General features: G+C 33.3%; 21 protein-coding genes. All 21 read left to right on the top strand.

Annotation, left to right across the window (positions count from 1 at the left end):
- Positions 1-11 precede the first annotated feature (11 nt).
- The 21 genes from trmFO (at position 12) to AB1J10_RS07505 (ending at position 24,483) form a co-directional block, all read left to right on the top strand.
- Positions 12-1,319: an FADH(2)-oxidizing methylenetetrahydrofolate--tRNA-(uracil(54)-C(5))-methyltransferase TrmFO gene (gene trmFO / locus AB1J10_RS07605; protein WP_046208643.1), complete on the top strand. Its 1,308-nt coding sequence runs from the start codon at positions 12-14 to the stop codon at positions 1,317-1,319.
- A 119-nt stretch (positions 1,320-1,438) separates the two neighbouring features.
- The gene (xerC, locus tag AB1J10_RS07600; protein ID WP_046208642.1) at positions 1,439-2,329 is read left to right on the top strand and encodes a tyrosine recombinase XerC; all 891 of its coding nucleotides are present in this window, start codon (positions 1,439-1,441) and stop codon (positions 2,327-2,329) included.
- A 3-nt stretch (positions 2,330-2,332) separates the two neighbouring features.
- Positions 2,333-2,875 carry an ATP-dependent protease subunit HslV gene (gene hslV / locus AB1J10_RS07595; RefSeq protein WP_046208641.1) on the top strand — a complete coding sequence of 181 codons (543 nt, stop codon included), beginning with the start codon at positions 2,333-2,335 and terminating at the stop codon, positions 2,873-2,875.
- Between the two features lie 112 nt (positions 2,876-2,987).
- A complete protein-coding gene (gene hslU, locus AB1J10_RS07590) occupies positions 2,988-4,400 on the top strand; it encodes an ATP-dependent protease ATPase subunit HslU (RefSeq protein WP_369003078.1) in 1,413 nt (470 codons plus the stop codon).
- A gap of 23 nt (positions 4,401-4,423) precedes the next feature.
- On the top strand, positions 4,424-5,197 hold the full coding sequence (gene codY, locus AB1J10_RS07585; RefSeq protein WP_046208639.1) for a GTP-sensing pleiotropic transcriptional regulator CodY: 774 nt from the start codon (positions 4,424-4,426) through the stop codon (positions 5,195-5,197).
- 369 nt (positions 5,198-5,566) lie between these two features.
- Positions 5,567-6,358 (top strand): 30S ribosomal protein S2, encoded by a 792-nt coding sequence (gene rpsB, locus AB1J10_RS07580; protein ID WP_040030607.1) that lies wholly within the window; start codon positions 5,567-5,569, stop codon positions 6,356-6,358.
- A 93-nt stretch (positions 6,359-6,451) separates the two neighbouring features.
- A complete protein-coding gene (gene tsf / locus AB1J10_RS07575) occupies positions 6,452-7,330 on the top strand; it encodes a translation elongation factor Ts (RefSeq protein WP_046208638.1) in 879 nt (292 codons plus the stop codon).
- Between the two features lie 134 nt (positions 7,331-7,464).
- Positions 7,465-8,187 (top strand): UMP kinase, encoded by a 723-nt coding sequence (gene pyrH, locus AB1J10_RS07570; protein WP_019468449.1) that lies wholly within the window; start codon positions 7,465-7,467, stop codon positions 8,185-8,187.
- Positions 8,188-8,203: 16 nt separating this feature from the next.
- A complete protein-coding gene (frr, locus tag AB1J10_RS07565) occupies positions 8,204-8,758 on the top strand; it encodes a ribosome recycling factor (RefSeq protein WP_046208636.1) in 555 nt (184 codons plus the stop codon).
- Positions 8,759-8,984: 226 nt separating this feature from the next.
- Positions 8,985-9,746: an isoprenyl transferase gene (locus AB1J10_RS07560; protein WP_046208635.1), complete on the top strand. Its 762-nt coding sequence runs from the start codon at positions 8,985-8,987 to the stop codon at positions 9,744-9,746.
- A 17-nt stretch (positions 9,747-9,763) separates the two neighbouring features.
- Positions 9,764-10,540 carry a phosphatidate cytidylyltransferase gene (locus tag AB1J10_RS07555; protein WP_064209034.1) on the top strand — a complete coding sequence of 259 codons (777 nt, stop codon included), beginning with the start codon at positions 9,764-9,766 and terminating at the stop codon, positions 10,538-10,540.
- Positions 10,541-10,850: 310 nt separating this feature from the next.
- Positions 10,851-12,137, top strand: a complete 1,287-nt coding sequence (gene rseP / locus AB1J10_RS07550; protein WP_046208633.1) for an RIP metalloprotease RseP — start codon at positions 10,851-10,853, stop codon at positions 12,135-12,137.
- 15 nt (positions 12,138-12,152) lie between these two features.
- On the top strand, positions 12,153-13,853 hold the full coding sequence (locus tag AB1J10_RS07545; protein WP_107365311.1) for a proline--tRNA ligase: 1,701 nt from the start codon (positions 12,153-12,155) through the stop codon (positions 13,851-13,853).
- 385 nt (positions 13,854-14,238) lie between these two features.
- Positions 14,239-18,555: a PolC-type DNA polymerase III gene (locus AB1J10_RS07540; protein WP_369003077.1), complete on the top strand. Its 4,317-nt coding sequence runs from the start codon at positions 14,239-14,241 to the stop codon at positions 18,553-18,555.
- Between the two features lie 207 nt (positions 18,556-18,762).
- The gene (gene rimP, locus AB1J10_RS07535) at positions 18,763-19,230 is read left to right on the top strand and encodes a ribosome maturation factor RimP (protein WP_046208630.1); all 468 of its coding nucleotides are present in this window, start codon (positions 18,763-18,765) and stop codon (positions 19,228-19,230) included.
- 23 nt (positions 19,231-19,253) lie between these two features.
- Entirely contained in the window at positions 19,254-20,450 is a 1,197-nt protein-coding gene (nusA, locus tag AB1J10_RS07530) for a transcription termination factor NusA (RefSeq protein ID WP_070037864.1), read from the top strand.
- Positions 20,451-20,466: 16 nt separating this feature from the next.
- Positions 20,467-20,751 carry an RNase P modulator RnpM gene (gene rnpM, locus AB1J10_RS07525; RefSeq protein ID WP_046208628.1) on the top strand — a complete coding sequence of 95 codons (285 nt, stop codon included), beginning with the start codon at positions 20,467-20,469 and terminating at the stop codon, positions 20,749-20,751.
- On the top strand, positions 20,748-21,065 hold the full coding sequence (locus tag AB1J10_RS07520; protein WP_046208627.1) for a L7Ae/L30e/S12e/Gadd45 family ribosomal protein: 318 nt from the start codon (positions 20,748-20,750) through the stop codon (positions 21,063-21,065). The genes rnpM and AB1J10_RS07520 overlap by 4 nt, the downstream gene beginning before the upstream one ends.
- A 4-nt stretch (positions 21,066-21,069) precedes the next feature.
- The gene (gene infB, locus AB1J10_RS07515; protein ID WP_070037862.1) at positions 21,070-23,172 is read left to right on the top strand and encodes a translation initiation factor IF-2; all 2,103 of its coding nucleotides are present in this window, start codon (positions 21,070-21,072) and stop codon (positions 23,170-23,172) included.
- 316 nt (positions 23,173-23,488) lie between these two features.
- A complete protein-coding gene (locus tag AB1J10_RS07510) occupies positions 23,489-23,845 on the top strand; it encodes a hypothetical protein (protein ID WP_198645797.1) in 357 nt (118 codons plus the stop codon).
- 200 nt (positions 23,846-24,045) lie between these two features.
- The gene (locus tag AB1J10_RS07505) at positions 24,046-24,483 is read left to right on the top strand and encodes a hypothetical protein (protein WP_261659920.1); all 438 of its coding nucleotides are present in this window, start codon (positions 24,046-24,048) and stop codon (positions 24,481-24,483) included.

Below are 24,483 nucleotides of genomic sequence, written 5' to 3'. Positions count from 1 at the left end.
AGGATATATATATGACTCAAATTGTCAATGTTGTAGGGGCTGGCTTAGCTGGCTCAGAAGCCGCTTATCAATTAGCGCAAAGAGGCATTCATGTAAATTTAATTGAAATGAGGCCAGTTAAACAAACGCCGGCACATCATACAGATAAATTTGCTGAATTAGTTTGTTCCAATTCATTACGTGGCAATGCGCTTACGAATGCCGTGGGTGTATTGAAAGAAGAAATGCGTCGAATGGATTCATTGGTTATAACTGCAGCAGACAAAGCGCGTGTTCCTGCTGGTGGTGCGTTAGCTGTAGATAGACATGATTTTGCAGGGTATATTACTGAAACATTGAAAAACCATCCGAATGTAACTGTAATTAATGAAGAAATTAACACTATACCTGATGGATATACAATCATTGCTACTGGTCCATTAACAACAGATCAATTAGCTCAAGAAATTGTTGACGCAACAGGTAAAGATCAACTATATTTTTATGATGCTGCAGCACCGATTATTGAAAAAGATAGTATTGATATGAATAAAGTTTATTTAAAGTCACGTTATGATAAAGGTGAAGCTGCTTATTTAAATTGTCCGATGACGGAAAAAGAGTTTAACAGATTTTATGATGCTTTATTAGAAGCAGAGGTCGCACCAGTGAATGAATTTGAAAAAGAAAAATATTTCGAAGGTTGTATGCCATTTGAAGTAATGGCAGCACGTGGACGTAAAACGTTATTGTTTGGTCCGATGAAACCAGTTGGCTTAGAAGATCCCAAGACTGGCGAAATACCATATGCAGTTGTACAGTTACGTCAAGACGATGCTGCTGGTACTTTGTATAATTTAGTAGGGTTTCAAACACATCTAAAGTGGGGTGCACAAAAAGAAGTACTTAGATTGATACCAGGTTTAGAGAATGTTGAAATTGTTCGATATGGTGTCATGCATAGAAACACATTTATTAACTCCCCTGATGTACTCACTGAAACTTATGAATTAAAAGGAAGAGAATCTCTTCATTTTGCTGGTCAAATGACTGGTGTAGAAGGTTATGTAGAAAGTGCAGCAAGCGGCTTGATTGCTGGTATCAACGTAGCTCATAAAGTTGAAAATAAAGGAAGGGTTATTTTCCCTAGAGAAACGATGCTGGGTAGCATGGCTTATTATATTGCTCATGCGAAAAATGAAAAAAACTTCCAGCCGATGAATGCCAATTTTGGTTTGCTACCGGATTTAGATGAAAAAATTAAAGATAAAAAAATAAGATATGAACAACTTGCTCATAGAGCTTTGACATATTTGGACAACTTTAAAGAAACATTATGATGTTAATATAGTGAAATATTGATTCAGAAAATTAAAAAAAGTTTTTCTCAATTTAATAGTTATGTTTCGCAGTTCCCTCTATCGATATGCTACAATTTATATCGATGGAGGGGTTTTTATTGGAAGAAATCCAACAAGCTTATTTATACATGCTTAAAGTAGAACGACATTTTTCTGAACATACATTGAAATCATATCATGATGATTTAGAGCAATTTAATGATTTTTTAAATCAAGAGCATTTAAGCTTAGCTAATTTTGAATATAAAGATGCTAGAAATTACCTAAGTTTTTTATATTCAAAAAACTTGAAAAGAACATCGGTTTCTCGTAAAATTTCTACGCTGAGAAGTTTTTATGAGTATTGGATGGTACAAGACGAAAGTGTCATAAATCCATTTATACAATTAGTTCATCCGAAAAAAGAACAATATTTACCGCACTTTTTTTATGAAGAAGAAATGGAAGCATTATTTAAAACAGTAGATAAAGATTTAAAAAAAGGATTAAGAGATCGTGTTATTTTGGAGCTTTTATATGCTACTGGTATCAGGGTATCAGAGTTAGTAAATATCAAAGAGCAAGATTTGGATATGAATTTACCAGGTGTTAAAGTTTTAGGTAAGGGTGGTAAAGAAAGGTTTATCCCTTTCGGTGAATTTTGTAAACAAAGCATTGAACATTACTTAGAAGCATTTAGTCCTAAAAAAGGTACTGAACACGACTATTTGTTAGTTAACATGAACGGTGCGCCTATCACTGAGCGTGGCATTCGTTATGTGTTAAATGATGTAGTGAAACGAACTGCTGGTGTAACAGATATACATCCGCATAAATTAAGACATACATTTGCTACACATATGTTAAATCAGGGTGCTGACTTAAGAACAGTGCAATCATTACTAGGACATGTCAATTTATCGACGACAGGTCGTTATACACATGTTACGAATGATCAATTAAAAAAAGTATATTTAAATGCACATCCTCGTGCAAAAAAGGAGAATTAAAATATGAGTACATCTATTCATGCGACAACTATTTACGCAGTACAACATAATGGACATTCGGCAATGGCTGGTGACGGACAAGTAACACTTGGCGAACAAGTTATTATGAAAAAAACCGCTAGAAAAGTTCGACGCTTATATAATGATAAAGTGTTAGCTGGATTCGCAGGTAGTGTGGCAGATGCTTTTACACTATTTGAAAAGTTCGAGACAAAATTACAACAGTTTAGCGGTAATTTAGAAAGAGCCGCTGTTGAGTTAGCGCAAGAATGGAGAGGCGATAAACAGTTAAGACAGCTAGAAGCGATGCTTATTGTGATGGATAAAGATTCAATACTAGTCGTAAGTGGTACTGGAGAAGTGATTGCGCCAGATGATGATTTAATTGCAATTGGATCCGGTGGCAATTATGCCTTAAGTGCAGGTAGAGCATTAAAACGTCATGCTACTGATTTAAGTGCGCGTGAGATGGCATATGAAAGTTTAAAGGTTGCCTCTGATATTTGCGTGTTTACGAATGACCAAATCGTTGTGGAAGAACTTTAAAAAACTTATATTTTAAAATATGTTGTAATAACAAAAAGTAAAAATTTATGAAATAAATGTATAATAAATAATGGATTTTTGAAGAAAATAAAGTAACGGAGGTATTTCTCATATGGAGTCGAATGGTATTAAATTAACGCCAAAAGATATCGTTTCAAAACTTAACGAATATATAGTTGGTCAAGATGACGCTAAACGCAAGGTAGCAGTAGCATTAAGAAATAGATATAGACGAAGCCTACTTTCTGACGAAGAGAAACAAGAAATTGCACCGAAAAACATTTTAATGATTGGACCAACTGGCGTAGGGAAAACTGAAATTGCGCGACGCATGGCTAAAGTGGTTGGTGCGCCTTTTATTAAAGTAGAAGCTACGAAATTCACCGAAGTAGGATACGTTGGGCGTGACGTTGAAAGTATGGTTAGAGACTTAGTTGATATTGCTGTTAGATTGGTAAAAGAGCAAAAGAAAGCGTTAGTTGAAGATGAAGCACGAAGTAAAGCAAACGAAAAATTAGTTAAACTTTTAGTTCCAAGCATGAAAAAGAAAGCAAATAGCACTAACAGCAACAACCCTTTAGAGTCTCTTTTTGGCGGAGCAATACCTAATTTTGGTCAAAATAATGAGGACGATGATGAAGAAACGCCAACTGAAGAAATCAAAACAAAGCGTTCTGAAATCAAACAACAATTATTAAATGGTTCACTTGAAGAAGAAAAAGTGAGATTAAAAGTCGAACAGGACCCAGGTGCTTTAGGTATGTTAGGTACAAATCAAAACCAACAAATGCAAGATATGATGAACCAACTAATGCCTAAGAAAAAAGTGGAAAGAGAAGTCCCTGTCAAAACTGCTCGAAATATTTTGACTGATGAATATGCGGATGAACTGATTGACCAAGAAACTGCCAATCAAGAGGCTATTGAGCTAGCCGAACAAATGGGAATTATTTTTATTGACGAAATAGATAAAGTGGCTACTAACAATCAAAATTCAGGTCAAGATGTTTCACGACAAGGTGTACAAAGAGATATTTTACCTATACTTGAAGGTAGCATGGTTCAAACTAAATATGGTACTGTTAATACTGAACATATGCTATTCATTGGTGCTGGTGCATTCCATGTTTCAAAACCAAGTGATTTAATACCTGAATTACAAGGTCGTTTCCCAATTCGTGTTGAATTAGAAAGCCTGTCTGTGGAAGACTTTGTAAGCATTTTAACTGAACCCAAATTATCATTGATTAAACAGTATGAAGCGCTACTCCAAACGGAACAAGTAACGGTGAATTTCACCGAAGAAGCGATTAAACGTTTGGCAGAGATTGCCTTTCAAGTTAACCAAGATACAGATAATATTGGTGCGCGTAGATTGCATACAATATTTGAAAAAATGTTAGAAGATTTATCGTTCGAAGCACCGAGCATGCCACATGCCGTTGTAGATATCACACCTCAATATGTTGATGATAAGTTGAAATCAATTTCAACAAATAAAGATTTAAGTGCATTTATTTTATAATATAAACAAAAAGGAGAAGTAATATGAGCTTATTATCAAAAACAAGAGAATTAAATACACTTTTGCAAAAGCACAAAGGAATCGCTGTAGACTTTAAAGACGTCGCACAAACGATAAGTAGTGTAACAGTGACAAATGTTTTCATTGTGTCAAGAAAAGGTAAAATTTTAGGATCAAGTTTAAATGAATTGTTAAAAAATGAACGTATTATTCAAATGCTAGAAAATAGACACATACCTGTGGAATATACAGATAAGTTAATGGATGTAAAAGAAACAGAATCCAATATTGGAATCGAAAGTGATCTTTCAGTTTTTCCACCTGAAAACGAAGATGTATTTAAAGATAGTAAGTCAACTATCTTTCCAATATTAGGTGGCGGAGAAAGACTAGGTACGTTAGTGCTAGGACGTGTACAAGACGACTTTTCTGAAAATGATCTTGTTTTAGGTGAGTATGCGGCTACAGTTATTGGCATGGAAATTCTGCGTGAAAAACATAATGAAGTTGAACAAGAAGCTAGAGATAAAGCTGCGATTAATATGGCAATCAATTCATTATCATACTCAGAAAGTGAAGCGATTGAACATATTTTTGAAGAATTAGGTGGTAAAGAAGGCTTGTTGATTGCTTCTAAAGTAGCTGACAGGGTTGGAATTACACGTTCTGTGATTGTTAATGCATTGCGTAAGTTAGAAAGCGCAGGAGTTATTGAATCACGTTCATTAGGTATGAAAGGTACGTTTATTAAAGTTAAAAAAGAAAAATTCTTAGATGAATTAGATAGAATAAAATAAAATGTAGAATCACTTTTAAATGTGATTGCTATATACGCTTTCATATCATTTAGTATATCCATGCGTTATGCGTTTATTTAGTGAATATGTAAAAAATAAATACAATATCATTTTATAATGGAAACTGCTTACTATATAAAGTGTTACAGTGATATTTGAATTGATAAAAATATGACTTGAATCTTCACTATTATAAATGAGAAATTATAAGCTGAACTATTGCTTTATATGTATGAATATGATATATTTATTCACGGCTATTAAGCCAATACGCACATAGAGAGCGGAAGTATAAAGGGTGCGATAAATTGTTATCGTGTTTATATGAGCTTTTTATGGAGGTAAAAAACCAATAGGAGGATTTTATTTATGGCAGTAATTTCAATGAAACAATTACTAGAAGCAGGTGTTCACTTCGGTCACCAAACACGCCGTTGGAACCCAAAAATGAAAAGATACATCTTCACTGAAAGAAACGGTATCTACATTATCGACTTACAAAAAACAGTGAAGAAAGTAGAAGAAGCTTACAACTTTATAAAACAAATTTCAGAAGATGGCGGAAAAGTTTTATTTGTTGGTACGAAAAAACAAGCACAAGAATCAGTGAAAGCTGAAGCTGAACGTGCTGGTCAATTCTACGTTAACCAAAGATGGTTAGGTGGTATTTTAACTAACTATAAAACAATTTCAAAACGTATCAAACGTATTTCTGAAATTGAAAAAATGGAAGAAGATGGCTTATTCGAAGTATTACCTAAAAAAGAAGTAGTAGAACTAAGAAAAGAATATGACCGTTTAATTAAATTCTTAGGCGGAATTCGTGATATGAAATCTATGCCTCAAGCATTATTTGTAGTTGACCCTCGTAAAGAGCGCAACGCAATTGCTGAAGCACGTAAATTACACATCCCAATCGTTGGTATTGTGGATACTAACTGTGATCCAGATGAGATCGATTATGTTATCCCTGCAAACGATGATGCTATCCGTGCCGTTAAGTTATTAACAGGTAAAATGGCAGATGCAATCTTAGAAGGTCAACAAGGTGTATCAAATGAAGAAGTAGCGGCTGAACAAAACATTGATTTAAATGAATCAAAAGAAGAAGCTACTGAAGCAGAAACAACTGAAGAAAACACTTCTGTTGAATCAAACTAAGAATAATGTAAAATGGGTGATAAGATATTTAAGCTTATCACCTTTTTTTAAAATAAATATATTAAAATTCATTAAATAATGGAGGAATATGAAATGGCAATTTCAGCTAAACTTGTAAAAGAATTACGTGAAAAAACTGGCGCTGGTATGATGGACTGTAAAAAAGCGTTGACAGAAACTGATGGTGATATTGATAAAGCTATTGATTACCTACGTGAAAAAGGTATTGCGAAAGCAGCTAAAAAAGCTGACCGTATCGCTGCAGAAGGACTAGTACATGTAGAAGAAAAAGGAAATGAAGCGGCAATCGTAGAAATTAATTCAGAAACTGACTTCGTAGCACGTAACGAAGGTTTCCAAGAATTAGTGAAAGAAATTGCTACACAAGTGTTAGAGAGTAAAGCTGATACTGTTGAAGCTTTATTAGAATCTGAATTAGCTGACGGTAAAACTGTAGACCAACGCATGAAAGAAGCAATCTCTACAATCGGAGAAAAATTAAGTATCCGTCGTTTTGCTGTTAGAACAAAATCAGATAATGATGCATTTGGTTCATATTTACACATGGGTGGACGTATCGGTGTATTAACAGTTGTTGAAGGTACTACTGATAGCGATGCTGCTAAAGATGTAGCTATGCATATTGCTGCGATTAACCCTAAATATGTTTCATCTGAACAAGTAAGTGAAGATGAAATTGCTCATGAAAAAGAAGTATTGAAACAACAAGCTTTAAACGAAGGCAAACCAGAAAAAATTGTTGAAAAAATGGTTGAAGGTCGTTTACGTAAATATTTACAAGAAATTTGTGCAGTTGACCAAAACTTTGTTAAAGATCCTGATCAAACAGTTGAAGCTTTCTTAAAATCAAAAGGTGGAAAACTAGTTGACTTCGTACGTTATGAAGTAGGCGAAGGTATGGAAAAACGTGAAGAAAACTTTGCTGACGAAGTAAAAGGACAAATGAAATAATATTTCATAGTTTGAACAAGAAAGAAGACACCTTTTTGTGCTCCGTATGAAAGACTTACTTTTATATTGGAAGTTCTACTGTGTCTTCTTTACTTGTATCAAATACATATTTTCACAATAGAGAGGATAAGACAATGGCTCAAACTTCTAAATATAAACGTGTCGTTTTAAAATTAAGTGGTGAAGCACTAGCAGGTGAAGATGGATTCGGGATAAATCCCATAATTATTAAAAGTGTTGCTCAACAAGTAGCTGAGGTAGCAAAAATGGATTGTGAAATTGCAGTGATTGTTGGCGGAGGTAATATCTGGAGAGGTAAAACTGGTAGTGATCTAGGTATGGATCGTGGTACAGCAGATTATATGGGCATGCTAGCTACTGTTATGAATGCTTTAGCACTACAAGACAGTTTGGAACAATTAGAGTGTGATACACGTGTATTAACTTCTATAGAGATGAAACAAGTTGCAGAACCTTATATTCGTCGTCGCGCAATTAGACACTTAGAGAAAAAGCGTGTTGTTATATTTGCTGCTGGCATAGGTAATCCATACTTCTCAACTGACACAACTGCAGCTTTACGTGCTGCTGAAGTTGAAGCAGATGTTATCTTAATGGGCAAAAATAATGTTGATGGTGTCTATTCTGCAGATCCTAAAAAAGATGAAAATGCGGTTAAATATGAACATTTAACACATATTCAAATGTTACAAGAAGGCTTACAAGTCATGGACTCAACAGCATCTTCTTTCTGTATGGATAACAATATCCCGTTGAATGTATTCTCTATCACAGAAGAAGGAAATATTAAACGCGCTGTTATGGGTGAAAAAATAGGAACATTAATTACAAAATAATTTAGAGGTGTATAAAATGAGTGACATAATTAATGACACGAAAACAAAGATGAAAAAATCAATTGATAGTCTTTCAAGAGAGTTAGCTAATATTAGTGCTGGTAGAGCAAATTCAAACCTTTTAAACGGTGTTACTGTTGATTATTATGGAGCACCAACACCTATTCAACAATTAGCGAGTATCAATGTACCAGAAGCTCGTCTTTTAGTCATTTCACCATACGACAAAACATCAGTGGCTAATATTGAAAAAGCAATTAATGCAGCAAACTTAGGCGTAAACCCATCTAGTGATGGTGAGGTCATTCGTATAAGTGTGCCTGCATTAACAGAAGAACGTCGTAAAGAGCTTGTAAAAGAAGTTAAAAAAATTGGTGAAGATTCTAAAGTTGCAGTTAGAAACGTACGCCGTGATTCGAATGACGAACTTAAAAAGCAAGAGAAAAACGGTGACATCACTGAAGATGACTTAAGAACTCAAACGAATGAAGTACAAAAAATAACTGACGATTCTATAAATGACATTGATAAATTATTAGAAGAAAAAGAACAAGATATTATGTCAGTATAAACATGGTAATTATGATATGTTTTTTGTGAGTAAATACTCAACATTAAGTTGTTTGGTATTGAAAATGAAGCATATTATAAATTTATCTGAACTGTATCAAATCAGACTTTGGTACAGTTTTTTTATTTGTTTATTCATTGCGCTTATCTAGTATGATAAAATGATAGATAATTGCATTTAGAAGCTAATTTAATAAGCAGAGATGATAACGCTCGGAGGAAATACCATGTTTAAAAAGCTAAACAAGAAAAAAAACCAGCCTAATGCATCCAACAATGAGTTGGATCTACATAATGTACCTAATCATATAGCAATTATTATGGATGGCAATGGACGCTGGGCTAAACAAAGAAAATTGCCTAGAATCAAAGGCCATTATGAAGGTATGCAAACGATTAAAAAAATAACTAAAGAAGCTAGTGATTTAGGTATTAAATATTTAACGTTGTATGCATTTTCAACTGAAAATTGGACAAGACCTAAAAATGAAGTCAATTATATCATGAATTTGCCGGTTAACTTTTTAAAAACCTTTTTACCTGAATTAATAGAAAATAATGTTAAAGTAGAAACGATTGGTTTTTTAAATGATTTACCAACTGCAACACTTGAAGCGATTAATAAGGCAAAAGAACAGACCAAAGCAAACACAGGATTAAAATTAATTTTTGCAATTAACTATGGTGGACGTGCTGAAATTGTCCATAGTGTAAAATCAATTTATGAAAAATTATCTTCAGAAGGCTTATCCAGTGATCATATTACAGAGCAATTGATTAACGAACATTTAATGACCCACGATTATCCTGATCCAGACCTTTTAATTAGAACCTCAGGTGAGCAACGAATTAGTAACTTTCTTATCTGGCAAGTGTCTTACAGTGAATTTATATTCAATGAAAAATTTTGGCCAGATTTTGACAAAGAAGAATTAATAAACTGTATTAAAATTTATCAATCTCGTCAAAGACGTTTTGGGGGATTATAAATAGTTAGGAGAATAGTATGAAAGTTAGAACTTTAACAGCAATAATAGCACTTATTGTTTTTCTACCTGTATTGTTAAAGGGTGGCCTTGTACTAATGCTTTTTTCTTATTTATTAGCATTTATAGGTCTCAAAGAATTGTTGAATATGAATATGATAAAGTTCCTATCCATCCCAGGAATTATAAGTGCATTAGGAATATTAATTATTATGATACCGCAAGAAGCAGGTACATGGGTAAACGATTTACAATTAAAATCTTTAATAGCAATGAGTTTTATTTTACTCAGTTATACAGTACTTTCTAAAAATAGATTTAGTTTTATGGATGCTGCCTTTTGTTTAATGTCTATAGCTTATGTAGGGATAGGCTTCATGTATCTATATGAAACTAGATCAGAAGGATTACATTACATACTTTTAGCTTTCTTAATTGTGTGGTCTACAGATACTGGCGCGTATATTTTTGGTAGATTAATGGGTAAACATAAATTATGGCCTGTCATCAGTCCCAATAAAACAATTGAAGGATTTATTGGCGGTATTATTTGTAGTTTGATAGTTCCGCTTGTAATGATGATGTTTATAGATTTTGATATTGCAATATGGTTACTACTGTTATGTACGGTTATTTTAAGTATGTTTGGTCAGTTAGGAGACTTAGTAGAGTCAGGCTTTAAACGTCATTTTGGTGTGAAGGATTCTGGACGCATTTTACCTGGTCACGGTGGTATATTAGATCGATTTGATAGTTTTATGTTTGTCTTACCATTATTAAACATATTCTTAATATAAGTGATTTTAAGGTAAACGAAGTGCCAATAAAATTGTATAATTGAACAATAAAAGGAGTTATGAATTTAAATGTCGATGAGAAATCAAATGAAACATTTAAGTTTTTAACTCCTTTTCATAAGTTTTTAAAATATGTTACAGAGATATTAAGTGTTAAGTCATGATAATTTTTTCTACTGCATAAAGTTACGTGTATCAGCTAGTATTGTTATGTTATAATTTTATAATCAAAAGCATTAAAATAGCTTATATATTATAGCAATATAAAAAATAATGGAACAATCTTACGGAAAATATGAGGTGTATCAATTTGAGTTTTCTAGTGACAATTATTTCTTTTATAATCGTATTTGGTGTTCTTGTAACAGTTCATGAATACGGTCATATGTTTTTTGCAAAAAGAGCTGGCATTATGTGTCCAGAATTTGCAATTGGAATGGGGCCAAAAATTTTTAGTTTCAGAAAAAATGAAACTTTATATACCATTCGTTTATTGCCTGTTGGAGGATATGTAAGAATGGCAGGTGACGGGTTGGAGGAACCACCCGTTCAACCAGGTATGCATGTAAAGATAAAATTAAATGATAAAGATGAAATCACACATATCATTTTAGATGATCAACATAAGTTCCAACAAATTGAAGCAATGGAAGTTAAACAATGTGATTTTAAAGAAGATTTATACATTGAAGGTGTAACTGCATATGATCAGCAAAGACATCATTATCAAATTGCTGACAAAGCCTATTTTGTTGAGAATGGTAGTTTAATTCAAATAGCTCCCAAAAACCGACAATTCACACACAAAAAGCCTTATCAAAAATTCTTAACACTGTTTGCTGGCCCATTATTTAACTTTTTACTTACATTAGTATTATTTATTGGCTTAGCTTATTATCAAGGTACACCAACAAATACAGTTGATAAAGTGGCGCAAGATAGCCCAGCAGCACACGCAGGCTTAAAAACAGGTGATACTATCGTGAAAATTGCTGACAAATCTATCAATAGTAAATCTGATATAGATCAAGCAATATCACAGGTTAAAGACAAAAAGACACAAATTAAAGTAGAACGAGATGGTAAAACAGAAACCTTGCAAGTAAAACCAAAAAAATATGAACAAAAAGTAACTAAAACACATTCAGAAACTAAATATTTGTTAGGTTATACTGCTTCTACTGAACATACGGTATTTAAACCGATTACTGAAGGCGTAAAGCAAACAATTGTAGCTGGAAAACTGATATTTACCGCGATTTTAAGCATGATTGCGAGCATTTTCACCGGTCAATTTTCATTTGATATGTTAAATGGTCCAGTCGGTATCTATCATACAGTTGACTCTGTTGTTAAAACAGGTATTATTAATTTGATTTCTTGGACAGCTTTACTAAGCGTCAATTTAGGTTTAATGAATTTATTACCAGTCCCAGCACTTGATGGCGGACGAATCTTATTTGTAATATATGAAGCGATTTTTAGAAAACCATTAAACAAAAAAGCAGAAACGACAATTATTGCAATTGGTGCAGTATTTGTATTAATTGTAATGGTCTTAGTGACGTGGAATGACATTCAACGTTATTTCTTATAAAAGGAGAGCATGTAAATGAAACAATCTAAAGTATTTATACCAACGATGAAAGAGGTACCTGCAGCAGCTGAAGCTTTGAGTCATAGACTTTTGTTAAAAGCAGGATTAATCAAACAAAGTACGAGTGGTATTTATAGCTATTTACCGTTAGCTGCTAAAGTTTTGAATAATATTGAAAGTATTGTAAGACAAGAAATGGAACGTATCGACGCTGTGGAAATTTTAATGCCAGCGTTACAAAAAGCAGAACTATGGGAAGAATCCGGTCGTTGGAGTGCATATGGTCCAGAATTGATGCGTTTGAAAGACAGACATGGTCGTGAGTTTGCACTTGGACCAACACATGAAGAACTTATAACATCTGTAATCAGAGATGAACTTAAATCATATAAACAATTACCACTTACTTTATTCCAAATACAATCTAAATTTAGAGATGAAAAACGCCCGCGCTTTGGATTGTTACGTGGTCGTGAATTTATTATGAAAGATGCATATTCATTTCATGCTGATGAGGCTTCATTAGATGAAACATACCAAGATATGTATCACGCATATGATCGCATATTTAAACGTGTCGGAATAAATGCGCGACCAGTAGTTGCAGATTCAGGTGCTATTGGTGGCAGTCATACACATGAATTTATGGCTTTAAGTGAAATTGGTGAAGACACAATAGTTTATAGTGAAAATAGTGATTATGCAGCTAATATTGAAAAAGCTGAGGTTGTATATCATCCCAATGAAAAGCATGATGAGATAGCGTCATTAACAAAAATAGAAACACCTCAAGTACACACAGCACAAGCATTAGCAACATTTTTAGAAAAACCACTGGATGAAATTACAAAATCCATGGTATTTAATGTTGATGGTGAATTTATTATGGTACTTGTACGTGGTCACCATGAAATTAATGATGTGAAATTAAAAGCATTCTTTGGTACGGATCACATCGAATTAGCTACAGAAGATGAAATTAAAAATTTATTAGGTGCATCTCCTGGTTCACTTGGTCCTATTTTCGATAAAAACATCAAAGTATATGCTGATAATTTTATAAAAGATTTAAATAATATTGTTGTAGGTGCTAATGAAGATGGTTACCATTTATTGAATGCAAACGTAGGGCGTGACTTTGAAATCGAAGCTTATGGAGACTTTAGATTTATTTTAGAAGGAGAGCCTTTAGCTGATGGATCAGGTGATGCTAAATTTGCCGAAGGAATTGAAGTTGGGCAAGTATTTAAACTTGGTACTAAATATTCTGAAGCAATGAATGCAACATTCCTGGATAATCAAGGTAAAGCTAAACCTTTATTAATGGGATGTTATGGTATAGGTATTTCTAGGACTTTAAGTGCGATTGTTGAGCAAAATAATGATGAAAATGGTATTATATGGCCTAAATCAGTAACGCCATTTGATTTACATTTAATTACAATCAATCCTAAAAAAGAAGAACAACGTGAATTGGCTGACCAATTATATAAACAATTAAAAGAAACATATGATGTACTTTATGATGACCGTAAAGAACGTGCAGGTGTTAAATTTAATGATGCCGATTTAATAGGATTACCAATTAGAGTAGTAGTTGGTAAAAATGCTGCTGAAGGTATCGTAGAAGTTAAACGACGTGATACAGGTGAAAGTGAAGATGTTCAAATTGATAACTTAAATAGTTATATTAATGATTTATACCTAAGTATATAAGTCAACAGTCAACTTTAACAAAATGATTGCTCTCATATACGTTGCTAAAATTAAGATGTAAGTTAAAACATTAATACGCATATACTTTATATAAATGCATATCATTGCTAAAAGTATTAGATGAAACTTTTAGTTTAACCTGTACTTTAATGTTTGATCATCCTTAATTAGTGAGCGGGAAAGCGAAATCGAATGGATCATGTTTGATTTCATTCCCGCTCTTATTTATGATAAGAAACCATAATGTAAAAATAGTAAAGTTTAAGTATTAGAAATTAAAGGTTTTACGTTATAAGATAGATAATGTACAAAATACAAACGCGACAGTTAAAGAAATTATATGAAATAGTAACGTAGTGTAATTAACAGTAAGGTGGTTATCGTCATGTCAATGACAAATCAAGAAAAATTCAAGATTTTAGCTGATCAAATTAAAATTGCAGATCATTTGGATCCAGAAATTTTAGCACAAAGTGAATTAACACGTGTAGATGTTAAAACAACGGATCGTACCTGGGTATTTCAGATAACATTTCCATATTTTTTACCAATTGAAGATTATCTGTTATTTATGAATGCAATTACTGAAGAATTTAAAACAATCGCTAAAGTCGATTGTAATTTTACAATCACAAATAAAGCGAATCAAGATGAATATGCATTGAAATACTTTAGTTATTGCATTGACCAAACTAAATTATCACCTAAAGTAAAAGGTCAGCTTAAGCAAAAGCGCTTAATTATGTCAGGGGATGTGCTCAAAGTCATGTGTCAGAATGATATAGAGCGAGATCATTTTGACAAAGCGTGCAATGGAAGTTTGATTAAAGCATTTCAACAATGTGGTTTTGCAATCAGCAGTATCATTTTTGAAACAGACCAAACATCTAATGGAGACGACTTGGCATCGTTAGAAGCACACATTCAACAAGAAGATGAGCAAAGTGCTCGTGAAGCCACTGAAAAGTTAGAAAAGATGCGTGCTGAAAAAGCTAAACAACAAGATAATAATGAAAGTACTGTAGCTAAATGTCAAATTGGAAAACCAATTCAAATAGAAAATGTAAAACCAATTGAATCGATTATTGAAGAGGAATTTAAAGTTGCAGTTGAAGGTGTTATCTTTGATATTAATTTAAAAGAATTGAAAAGTGGACGCCATATTGTAGAACTAAAAGTTACAGATTATACAGACTCCTTAGTATTGAAAATGTTCACTAGAAAAAATAAAGATGATTTAGCTCATTTTAAAGCTCTCAGTGTCGGTAAATGGGTTCGAGCACAAGGCAGAATAGAAGAAGATACATTCGTACGTGATTTAGTCATGATGATGTCTGATATAGAAGAAATAAAAAAAGCAGTTAAACAAGATAAAGCAGACGAAAAACGCGTAGAATTTCACTTGCATTCGTCCATGAGTCAGATGGACGGCATTCCGAATATAAGTGCATATGTAGAACAAGCAGCTAAATGGGGCCACAAAGCTATTGCAATTACTGATCATAATGTGGTTCAAGCATTTCCAGATGCGCATGCTGCAGCAGAAAAAAATGATATTAAAATGATTTATGGCATGGAAGGCATGTTGGTCGATGATGGTGTGCCCATAGCGTATAAGCCTCAAGACATTGATTTAAAAACTGCAACATATGTTGTTTTTGACGTTGAAACAACAGGTCTATCTAATCAGTATGATAAAATTATCGAACTCGCAGCTGTAAAAGTACAAGAAGGAGAAATTATTGATAAGTTTGAACGTTTTAGTAATCCACACGAACGTTTATCTGAAACAATCAAGAATTTAACGCATATCACAGACGATATGCTCGTCAATGCACCTGAAATTGAAACTGTTTTAACCGAGTTTAAAGCGTGGGTCGGTGACGCGATATTTGTAGCACATAATGCATCATTTGATATGGGGTTCATTGATACCGGTTATGAAAAAACTGGCCTAGGCGCATCAACTAACGGTGTGATAGATACACTTGAACTTTCTAGAACCATCAACACTGAATATGGAAAACATGGTCTGAACTTTTTAGCTAAAAAATATGGTGTAGATTTAACACAACATCACAGAGCGATTTATGATACTGAAGCAACAGCTTATATTTTTATAAAGATGTTAAAACAATTAGAAGAAGCAGAAGTTTATAATCATCAAGATATTAATAAGTCTTTATCAAATGAAGACGCTTATAAACGTGCTCGCCCAAATCACGTAACACTTATTGTGCAAAATCAACAGGGCTTAAAGAACTTATTTAAAATAGTAAGCGCATCTTTAGTTAAATATTATTATAGAACACCTAGAATTCCACGTTCACTTTTAGATGAATATCGAGAAGGTATTCTTGTTGGTTCCGCATGTGATGAAGGTGAAGTATTTACTGCAGTAATGCAAAAAGACCAATCTCAAGTGGAAAGAATAGCAAAATACTATGATTTTATTGAAGTACAACCACCTGCATTATACCAAGATTTAATAGATAGAGAATTGGTGAGAGATAATGAAACATTACATGAAATTTATCAACGTCTCATCCAAGCTGGAGATGTGAATGATATACCTGTTATTGCAACAGGAAACGCGCATTATCTAAATGAACATGATGGTATTGCACGTAAAATTTTAATAGCATCACAGCCAGGTAACCCGTTAAATCGTAGTACTTTACCTGAGGCGCACTTTAGAACTACGGATGAAATGTTAGATGAATTACATTTCTTAGGTGATGCAAAAGCACATGAATTAGTTGTGAAAAATACAAATGACTTAGCAGACCGTATCGAACGCGTAGTTCCGATAAAGGATGAATTGTATACGCCCCGCATGGAAGGTGCTAATGATGAAATACGAGATATGAGTTATGCTAACGCCAGAGCATTGTATGGTGAAGATTTACCACAAATTGTAATTGACCGATTAGAGAAAGAGCTTGAAAGTATCATTGGGAATGGTTTTTCTGTGATATATTTAATTTCACAAAGACTGGTTAAAAAATCATTAGATGACGGTTATCTAGTTGGATCACGTGGCTCTGTAGGTTCGAGTTTTGTAGCGACAATGACTGAAATTACAGAAGTTAACCCATTACCTCCACATTATATTTGTCCAGAATGTAAAGAAAGTGAGTTCTTTAACGATGGATCCGTTGGTTCTGGTTTTGATTTACCAGATAAAAAATGTGCCACATGTGGATGTGATTTAATTAAAGAAGGCCAGGATATTCCTTTTGAAACTTTCTTAGGTTTTAAAGGTGATAAGGTTCCTGATATCGACTTGAACTTTAGTGGTGAATATCAACCACAAGCTCATAATTATACAAAAGAATTATTTGGTGAAGATAAAGTCTTTCGTGCAGGTACAATTGGTACGGTGGCTGAAAAAACAGCTTTCGGTTTTGTGAAAGGATTTTTAAATGATCAAGGTATTCACAAAAGAGGCGCTGAAGTTGATAGACTCGTAAAAGGTTGTACTGGTGTAAAACGTACAACAGGACAACACCCTGGAGGCATCATCGTTGTACCAGATTATATGGATATCTACGATTTTACACCTGTTCAATTTCCGGCAGATGATCAATCATCGGCTTGGATGACGACTCATTTTGATTTCCATTCAATACATGATAACGTTTTGAAACTGGATATATTAGGACATGATGATCCGACGATGATTCGTATGCTGCAGGATTTATCAGGTATTGATCCTAAAACGATACCTGTCGATGATAATGAAACTATGGGCATTTTTAGTTCGCCAGAACCTTTAGGTGTAACTTCAGAACAAATTTTATGTAAAACTGGAACATTTGGTGTGCCAGAATTTGGTACAGGATTTGTGCGCCAAATGTTAGAAGATACCAAGCCAACTACATTTTCAGAGTTAGTTAGAATATCTGGATTATCACATGGTACGGATGTTTGGCTAGGTAACGCACAAGATTTAATACGCTCAGGAACTTGTGATTTATCAAGTGTTATTTGTTGTCGTGATGATATTATGGTTTATTTAATGTATAACGGTTTAGAGCCTTCACTCGCCTTCAAGACAATGGAATTTGTACGTAAAGGTAAAGGGCTAACTGACGATATGGTTGAAGCAATGGTAGACAATGAAGTGCCAGATTGGTATTTAGATTCATGTAGAAAAATTAAATACATGTTCCCTAAAGCCCATGCGGCAGCATATGTATTGATGGCAGTACGTATTGCGTATTTCAAAGTTCATTATCCACTTTATTATTATGCAAGTTACTTTACGGTACGTGCATCTGATTTTGATTTAATTTCAATGATTAAGGATAAAGAAAGTATTCGAAATACAGTAAACGATATGTATTCACGTTATATGGATTTAGCCAAAAAAGAAAAAGATACTTTAACAGTATTAGAAATCATGAACGAAATGGCGCAACGCGGTTATCGTATGCAACCAATTAGTTTAGAGAAAAGTAAAGCATTTGATTTTATCATTGAAGATGATAGTTTGATTCCGCCATTTATTGCTGTTCCTGGATTAGGCGAAAACGTTGCACAACGTATCGTTGAAGCACGTGAAGAAGGACCGTTTTTATCAAAAGAAGATTTAAATAAAAAAGCTGGATTGTCACAAAAAGTCATCGAGTATTTAGATGAACTTGGTTCATTACCTAACTTGCCAGATAAAGCACAATTATCAATATTTGATATGTAATCGAGCAATTTATTAGTAGGTATGGAATAAAAAATGTTAAATGTATAAAATTTTGATATTAGTTATTGTCATACTATATGAAAATATATAGTTGTTTGTATAGGAAATGAACATATGGTATAATAATATTGCTTAAAAAATTAGACTCAGGCAGGAAGAGTGGGCGTTATACCCGCTCTTTTCTATTTGCCAAAAAAGGAGGTCAGTATGAGTAAAGTAACTGAGCAAGTTGAATCAATTATTCAACCCGTCCTTAACGACTTAAATTTTGAATTAGTTGAAGTCGAATACACAAAAGAAGGAAAAGATTACTTCTTAAGAGTATCCATTGATAAAGAAGGTGGCGTCGATTTAAACGATTGTGCCTTAGCTTCTGAAAAGATTAGTGAAATTATGGATGAAGAAGATCCTATTCAAGAAATGTATTATTTAGATGTAGCTTCTCCAGGTGCTGAAAGACCTATAAAAAAAGAAAAAGATTTCCAAAATGCTGTTACAAAACCAATATACGTTTCTTTATATGCGCCAATTGAAGGTGGAAAAGAATGGTTAGGTATCTTAAAAGAAGTAACAAGTGAAACGATTATTATGGAAGTAAAAGAAAAGTCAAAGAAGAAACAAGTTGAAATTCCAAGAAATAAAATCGCTAAAGCACGTCATGCTGTAATGCTTTAATGTGATGAGGAGGATGATAAGTCGTGTCAAGTAATGAATTATTATTAGCAACTGAATATTTAGAAAAAGAAAAAAAGATTCCAAGAGAAGTATTAATTGATGCAATTGAAGCAGCGCTAATTACTGCATATAAAAAGAACTATGACAGTGCAAGAAGTGTACGCGTTGAGTTAAACATGGATGAAGGTACATTTCATGTAATTGCTCGTAAACAAGTTGTAGAAGAAGTAATGGATAATAGAGAAGAAATTGACTTAAGTACAGCGCTAGTTAAAAACCCAGCATATGAAGTTGGTGATATATACGAAGAAGATGTAACACCAAGTGACTTTGGGCGTGTAGGTGCACAAGCTGCGAAACAAGCAGTAATGCAGCGTTTACGTGATGCTGAACGTGAAATATTATATGATGAATTTATCGATAAAGAAGATGATATTGTTAATGGTCTTATTGATAGAGTAGATCACCGCTATGTTTATGTTAATTTAGGACGTACAGAAGCTGTATTATCTGAGGCTGAAAGAAGCCCTAATGATAGTTATATTCCTAATGAAAGAATTAGAGTGTATGTCAATAAAGTAGAGCAAACGACAAAAGGACCGCAAATTTACGTTTCTCGTAGCCATCCAGGATTACTCAAACGTTTATTTGAACAAGAAGTACCAGAGATTTTTGACGGTACAGTCATTGTAAAATCTGTGGCACGTGAAGCAGGAGACCGCTCTAAAATCAGTGTTCATTCAGATAACCCAGATATCGATGCAGTAGGTGCATGTGTGGGTGCTAAAGGTTCTCGTGTTGAAGCGGTTGTAGAAGAATTAGGTGGCGAAAAAATTGACATTGTTCAATGGAATGAAGATCCGAAGGTCTTTGTTAAAAATGCTTTAAGTCCATCTCAAGTACTACAAGTGATTGTTGATGAAGCAAACCAATCAACTATTGTAGTTGTGCCTGATTATCAATTATCGTTAGCGATTGGTAAGCGTGGACAAAACGCACGTTTAGCTGCGAAATTAACTGGTTGGAAAATTGATATTAAATCAGAAAGTGATGCTAGAGCTGAAGGTGTTTATCCGATAGACGAAGCACTAGAAATAGAAGAAGATGAAAATATTGAACAGGATACAAACATTGATTTGGAAGATGTGAATATTGAAACGCATGACTTAAAAACGGATGATGAAACAGATAGCATAGATGAAGATGACGCTGAAAAATAATTTGGAGTGAGCTTTTATGAAAAAGAAAAAAATTCCAATGCGTAAATGTATACTTTCAAATGAAATGCATCCAAAAAAAGATATGATTCGAGTTGTTATTAATAAAGAAGGCGAAATTTTTGCCGATGCTACAGGAAAACAACAAGGTCGTGGTGCATATGTATCAAAAGATGTTAAATTAGTAGAAGATGCACAAAAACAAGGTGTATTAGAAAAATACTTTAAAGTTGATGCAGAAACTCTAGATCCTGTATACAAGGAAATTATACGTCTTATTTATCGCGAAGAGATACCTAAATGACTATAGAGAAAATCGTAAATTTTTTAGGTTTAGCAATGCGTGCTGGAAAAGTAAAAACAGGTGAATCGGTCATTTTAAATGACATTAAGAAAAATAGGTTAAAGCTCGTAATTATTGCAACTGATGCTTCTGAAAATACAAAGACAAAGTTTCAGAGCAAGTGTGAAAGTTACCATATATCATTTCGCATATTTGGAACAAGAGCTGAATTAGGACAAGCTTTAGGTAAAGCAGAACGAGTTAACATTGGAATCACTGATCAAGGCTTTGCTAAAAAGTTAGTGTCAATGATAGATGAATATCGTAAGGAGTGACTATATGAGTAAAATAAGAATTTACGAATACGCCAAAGATTTAAAATTAAAAAGTAAAGATATTATAGATGAGTTAAAGAAAATGGACGTTGAGGTAACGAGCCATATGCAAACGTTAGAAGATGACCAAATCAAGGCATTAGATAAGGTTTATAAACCAGAGAAATCGGATGCATCAGAAAATAAACAACAAGGTCAAAATCAACAAAAACCATCAAATAACAAGTCTAATGCTAATAAAAAAGATAATAATCAAAACAACAAAAATAACCACAAAAATAACAACAAAAATAAGAAAAACAGCAAAAATAACAACAAAAATAAACAAACTAAACAAGAAGAACCAAAAGAAATACCTTCACACATCACTTATCAAGAAGGTATCACAGTCGGAGAACTTGCTGAAAAAATCAATGTTGATTCTTCAGAAATAATTAAAAAGTTATTCTTATTAGGCATCATGGCTAACATTAATCAAGCATTAGATGATGAAACTTTAGAATTAATTGCTGATGATTATGGTGTTGAAGTTGAAAAAGAAGTTGTTGTTGATGAAGAAGATTTATCAATTTACTTTGATGATGAATCTGAAGATGAAGATGCAGTAGAAAGACCAGCAGTTGTTACTATTATGGGACACGTTGATCATGGTAAAACAACGTTATTGGATTCTATCCGTCACACACAAGTAACAGCAGGTGAAGCTGGTGGTATTACACAACATATCGGTGCTTATCAAATTGAAAATGATGGCAAAAAAATCACTTTCCTTGATACACCAGGACATGCTGCATTCACAACAATGCGTGCACGTGGTGCGCAAGTAACTGATATTACAATTTTAGTTGTAGCAGCAGATGATGGTGTAATGCCTCAAACGATAGAAGCAATCAACCATGCCAAAGAAGCGAATGTACCAACGATTGTAGCAGTTAATAAAGTTGATAAACCGACTGCTAACCCTGATCGAGTAATGCAAGAATTGACAGAATACGGTTTAATTCCAGAAGACTGGGGTGGCGATACAATTTTCGTACCGCTTTCTGCTTTAAGTGGCGATGGTATAGAAGATTTAATAGAAATGATTGTGCTTACATCTGAAATTCAAGAACTAAAAGCAAATCCTGCTAAAAAAGCAGTAGGTACAGTGATAGAAGCAGAATTAGATAAGTCACGTGGTCCATCTGCATCACTTCTAGTGCAAAATGGTACACTGCATGTTGGAGATGCTTTGGTTGTTGGTAATACGTATGGTAGAATTCGTGCAATGGTTAATGACTTAGGACAAAGAATTAAATCTGCAGAACCGTCTACGCCTGTTGAAATCACAGGTATTCATGATGTACCACAAGCTGGGGATCGTTTTGTTGTGTTTAAAGATGAGAAACAAGCAAGACGTATTGGTGAAGCACGTCATGAAGCTAATGTTTTACAACAGCGTCAAGAAAGTAAGAGCGTTTCACTAGATAATTTATTTGAACAAATGAAACAAGGTGAAATGAAAGATTTAAATGTCATCATTAAAGGTGATGTTCAAGGTTCTGTCGAAGCACTTGCAGCTTCACTAATGAAAATTGAAGTAGAAGGCGTTAATGTTCGCATAATTCATACTGCAGTAGGTGCGATTAATGAATCTGATGTAACTTTAGCGAATGCGTCAAATGGTATCATCATTGGCTTTAACGTAAGACCGGATACTGGTGCCAAACGTGCAGCCGAAACAGAAGGTGTAGATATGAGATTACACCGTGTTATTTATAGTGTTATTGAAGAAATAGAAGCTGCAATGAAAGGCTTACTAGATCCAGAATATGAAGAACAAGTGATTGGCCAAGCAGAAGTGCGTCAAACATTTAAAGTTTCAAAAGTGGGTACAATAGCTGGTAGTTATGTTACAGATGGTAAGATTACGAGAAATGCGGGTGTCCGTGTTATCAGAGATGGTATCGTCCAATTTGAAGGTGAACTGGACACATTAAAACGTTATAAAGACGATGCAAAAGAAGTAGCTCAAGGCTATGAATGTGGTATCACGATTGAAAAATATAACGACCTAAAAGAAGGCGACATAATAGAAGCTTTCGAAATGGTTGAAATTAAAAGATAAAGACAGTTATCTTAAGAAAATACAAAAATTTTAAACCGTAGGCTAATTTATCATGTTAGCTTACGGTTTTTTTCTTTTAAATATGTTATCTTTTGGGTAAGAGAAGGTGTGGCTTTGAAGCATTTGAAAAAAATGTTTATTTTTATAATTTAATATAATGTTTTGTTTTAAGTGCATAGTTACTCATAAAATTAGCTATTTATTAAGCATTGTAAACCAGTTAAAAAATTTTTAGTAAAATTGCTTGTTATTTTAATATGGACACTAACTGTCTATGTACTTAATTAAACTTAGCATAAATAGGAGGTTATAAGTGATGAGTGAATATTTAAAAGAAATAAATGAATTTTGGCAAGAATATTTGGATCAATATAACTCTATTTATGACTTAGAAACTTTAAATGAAATAAGAGAAAGACATGACATGACTGCTTTTCTACACCCTCAAGATTTAGCATATTTAAAAAGAAATTTTGGTGAAGATTTTAGTAACATACCAAGATTTAAAAAGTTGATTGATTTTGCAAATGGAAAAGTAAAAATCAATAAGCATAGACAACGAATTGTCCAAAATGAAGCAGAATTAAGTCCAGCCATAGCAAGACCGTATTTTGGAAATCCTGAAAGAGCAGATATTGTAATATTGAAAAAAAGGCGGAAAATGATTTTATAATTAATGATCCTACCTTACCAGATGATATGGTGGTACATTATCGTAATAGAATATTGCAAGACATACAAGGTAAATTGAATTTAAACGGTCATAAGGTATTTATTCCTTATATAGATCATCATTGTTGGTTTAAGAAATATATATATAGTAACGGATCCATTTTGAAGCAATTCAATATTAATCCCAATAGAGTGATGGTTATGAATTTCTTTCCATATCAAACTGGTCATACAGCAGGTATACCAAAAGATTTTTTAACATTTAACCATTATCTACCGTCACAAGTTATGAATTTTGAACTCTTACTAAAAATTATAAATGATGATAAGCGTCGAATTTATATTGTTAGTGAAGAAGAACTCTTTATTTCAATCTTTAAAAATTTTACTAATAGTGATTTACATCAATATCTTGTTGACAATTTGTTTGTGCTTTCATCTAAACAGAATAGACATATTACAGCATGTAATGTATTGAGTTATAAAGAGCATATTAGACGTTTAAAAAAGAAAGAGTCATTGAATAAAATAGATTATTATAAGTGGAATCAGCAACAAAAGAAAGAGCGAGAGCTAGGGAATTCAGATTTTATAAGAAAGCTTAAAGCTATTCAATATAAAGAAGCATTACCGCGTTAG

This window comes from Staphylococcus cohnii species complex 1663 (assembly GCF_041008415.1).
In the GTDB taxonomy this organism is placed as follows: domain Bacteria; phylum Bacillota; class Bacilli; order Staphylococcales; family Staphylococcaceae; genus Staphylococcus; species Staphylococcus ureilyticus.
This window is presented reverse-complemented; position numbering and strand designations above follow the sequence as displayed.

Coding starts and splice junctions, on each gene's coding strand:
- rnpM (WP_046208628.1), top strand. CDS start 20,467: ATGAAAAAGAAAAAAATTCCAATGCGTAAATGTATACTTTCAAATGAA.
- AB1J10_RS07555 (WP_064209034.1), top strand. CDS start 9,764: ATGAAAGTTAGAACTTTAACAGCAATAATAGCACTTATTGTTTTTCTA.
- AB1J10_RS07510 (WP_198645797.1), top strand. CDS start 23,489: ATGAGTGAATATTTAAAAGAAATAAATGAATTTTGGCAAGAATATTTG.
- hslU (WP_369003078.1), top strand. CDS start 2,988: ATGGAGTCGAATGGTATTAAATTAACGCCAAAAGATATCGTTTCAAAA.
- infB (WP_070037862.1), top strand. CDS start 21,070: ATGAGTAAAATAAGAATTTACGAATACGCCAAAGATTTAAAATTAAAA.
- AB1J10_RS07540 (WP_369003077.1), top strand. CDS start 14,239: ATGTCAATGACAAATCAAGAAAAATTCAAGATTTTAGCTGATCAAATT.
- AB1J10_RS07505 (WP_261659920.1), top strand. CDS start 24,046: ATGAATTTCTTTCCATATCAAACTGGTCATACAGCAGGTATACCAAAA.
- AB1J10_RS07520 (WP_046208627.1), top strand. CDS start 20,748: ATGACTATAGAGAAAATCGTAAATTTTTTAGGTTTAGCAATGCGTGCT.
- frr (WP_046208636.1), top strand. CDS start 8,204: ATGAGTGACATAATTAATGACACGAAAACAAAGATGAAAAAATCAATT.
- codY (WP_046208639.1), top strand. CDS start 4,424: ATGAGCTTATTATCAAAAACAAGAGAATTAAATACACTTTTGCAAAAG.
- rimP (WP_046208630.1), top strand. CDS start 18,763: ATGAGTAAAGTAACTGAGCAAGTTGAATCAATTATTCAACCCGTCCTT.
- trmFO (WP_046208643.1), top strand. CDS start 12: ATGACTCAAATTGTCAATGTTGTAGGGGCTGGCTTAGCTGGCTCAGAA.
- pyrH (WP_019468449.1), top strand. CDS start 7,465: ATGGCTCAAACTTCTAAATATAAACGTGTCGTTTTAAAATTAAGTGGT.
- tsf (WP_046208638.1), top strand. CDS start 6,452: ATGGCAATTTCAGCTAAACTTGTAAAAGAATTACGTGAAAAAACTGGC.
- hslV (WP_046208641.1), top strand. CDS start 2,333: ATGAGTACATCTATTCATGCGACAACTATTTACGCAGTACAACATAAT.
- rpsB (WP_040030607.1), top strand. CDS start 5,567: ATGGCAGTAATTTCAATGAAACAATTACTAGAAGCAGGTGTTCACTTC.
- AB1J10_RS07560 (WP_046208635.1), top strand. CDS start 8,985: ATGTTTAAAAAGCTAAACAAGAAAAAAAACCAGCCTAATGCATCCAAC.
- AB1J10_RS07545 (WP_107365311.1), top strand. CDS start 12,153: ATGAAACAATCTAAAGTATTTATACCAACGATGAAAGAGGTACCTGCA.